Here is a 2,256-nt window from a genome sequence, read left to right on the forward strand (position 1 = left end):
GTCGGCGTCCACCTTGCCGTTGCCGGTCAGCGGCAGCGCGTCGAGCCGGACGAACGCGTCCGGCACCAGCCAGGACGGCAGCTCGGCGGCGAGCGCGGCCCGCAGGTCGGCCGGGTCGGCCCCGTCGCCGCCGGCCAGGTAGGCGACCAGCCGGGGATCGGTCGGGTCGTCGCGGCGCAGCTGGACGGTCACGTCGACGTCCGGCCGGTGCCGCCGGACCGCCGCCTCGACCTCGCCGCACTCCACCCGGTAGCCGCGCACCTTGACCTGCCGGTCGGTGCGGCCCAGGTACTCCAGGACGCCGTCCGGCCGGCGGCGGACGAGGTCGCCGGTGCGGTACAGCCGCGCGCCCGGCACCTCGGAGAAGGGGTCGGGGAGGAACCGCTCGGCCGTGACGGTCGGTTGGCCGAGGTAGCCGCGCGCCACCCCGGCGCCGCCCACGTACAGCTCGCCGGCCACGCCGACCGGCGCCGGATTTCCCCACGCGTCCCGCACGTACAGCGCGGTGTTGGCGATCGGCCGGCCGATCGGCACCGAACCGTCCTCGGGCGTGCCCGGCTCCACCTCGTACGCGGCGCAGCCGACCACCGTCTCGGTGGGACCGTACTCGTTGACCAGCACGGTCTCCGGCGCGTGCCGCCGCCACGGCGCCACCTGGTCGGCGCGCAGGTTCTCGCCGCCGATCACGAAGCACCGGGTCCGGCCGGCCAGCTCGTCCGGGCGCAGCTGGTGCGTGACCAGCTCCAACTGGGCCGGGGTGATCTTGACCAGCCCGAACGGGGTCGCGGTGTCGCGCAGCGCCTCACCCAGCGCGGCCGGGCCGAGGTGCTCACCGATCATCCGGACCGTGGCGCCGGCGGCCAGCGGCACCAGCAGGCTGGTCACGGTCAGGTCGAACCCGACCGAGGAGTGCAGCGGGACGACGTCGCCCGGCCGCAGCCGGTACGCCTGCGCGGCCCAGCGCACGTAGTTCGCCACCCCCCGGTGGGTGACCATGACGCCCTTGGGGCGGCCGGTCGAACCGGAGGTGTGGATGACGTAGGCCAGCTCGTCCGCCGACGGTGTGGGCCGGCGACGCGCCCGTCGCCGTGGCCCGACCCCGCGCGCCGGCTCCACCGTCGACGCCGGCTCCTGCGGCCCCGGCACCAGCAGCGCCACGTCCCCGGGTACGAGGTGCGCCAGCTCGGCGCAGGTGAGCACCACCGCGGCGGCGGTGTCCCCGATCAGGTGGCGCAGCCGGGCGGGCGGGTTGGCCGGGTCCATCGGCACGTAGGCGGCGCCGGCCCGCAGCACCGCCAGCACCGCCACGGTGAACGGCGCCGCGCGCGGCAGCAGCACCCCGACCAGGCTGCCGACGCCCACGCCCCGGCCGCGCAGCGTCTCGGCCAGCGACTCGGCCCGGTCGTGCAGCTCCCGGTAGCTGAGCGCGGTCCCGTCGTCGGTCACCGCCACCCCGTCGGGGGTACGCCGGGCCTGCTCCTCGATCAGCGCGTGGACCAGCTCGTCCGGCTCGTCCGGCGTGGCGGTGCGGTTCCATTCGTCGACCAGCCGCCGGTGCTCCTCGGCGGTGAGCATGGCGGCCGAGCCGACCGGCGCGCCCGGGTCGGCGAGCAGCGACGCCAGCAGCGTCTGGAAGTGCCCGGCGAGGCGGGCCATCGCGTCGTCGTCGAACAGCTCGGTGCGGTACTCCAGCACGGTCCGCAGACCCTGCTCGTTCTCCCGTACGGCCACGGTGAGGTCGAACTTCGCGGTGGCGAGCGGCACCTCCACGGCGCTGACCTCGAGGCCGTCCAGGCGGGGCGGGGCCGCTTCCCGGCCGTACACGAACATCACCTGGAACAGCGGGCTGAAGCCGGGCCGCCGGGGCGGGCGCAGCGTCTCCACCACCGTGGAGAACGGCAGCTCCTCCCGGCTCAGCGCGTCCAGCACGGCGGTGCGCACCCGCTCCAGCAGCGTGGCGAAGGACGGGTCGTCGTCCAGCCGGGCACGGATCGCCACGGTGTTGAGCAGCAGGCCGACGAGCTGCCGCGCCTGCGGACCGCGTCGGCCGGCCACCGGCGTGCCGACCACCACGTCCCGTTCGCCGGTCCACCGGGCCAGCAGCACGTGCAGCACCGCCAGCAGCACCATGTACGGCGACACCCGCGCCCGCTGGCAGAACGCCGCCAGCGCCTCGGCCGGCACGTCCAGCGGCACGCTCAGCGTGGCGCCGGCGTCGGACGGCACCGCCGGGCGCGGCCCCCGGGTGGGCAGGTC

1 protein-coding gene is annotated in these 2,256 nt (G+C 76.4%); it reads right to left on the minus strand.

The features are described 5' to 3' along the window. The coding region (locus HUW36_RS31290; RefSeq protein WP_174531371.1) for a non-ribosomal peptide synthetase at positions 1-2,256 on the minus strand (2,256 nt) is incomplete at both ends.

Source organism: Micromonospora maritima, from assembly GCF_902825405.1.
GTDB lineage: Bacteria > Actinomycetota > Actinomycetes > Mycobacteriales > Micromonosporaceae > Micromonospora > Micromonospora maritima.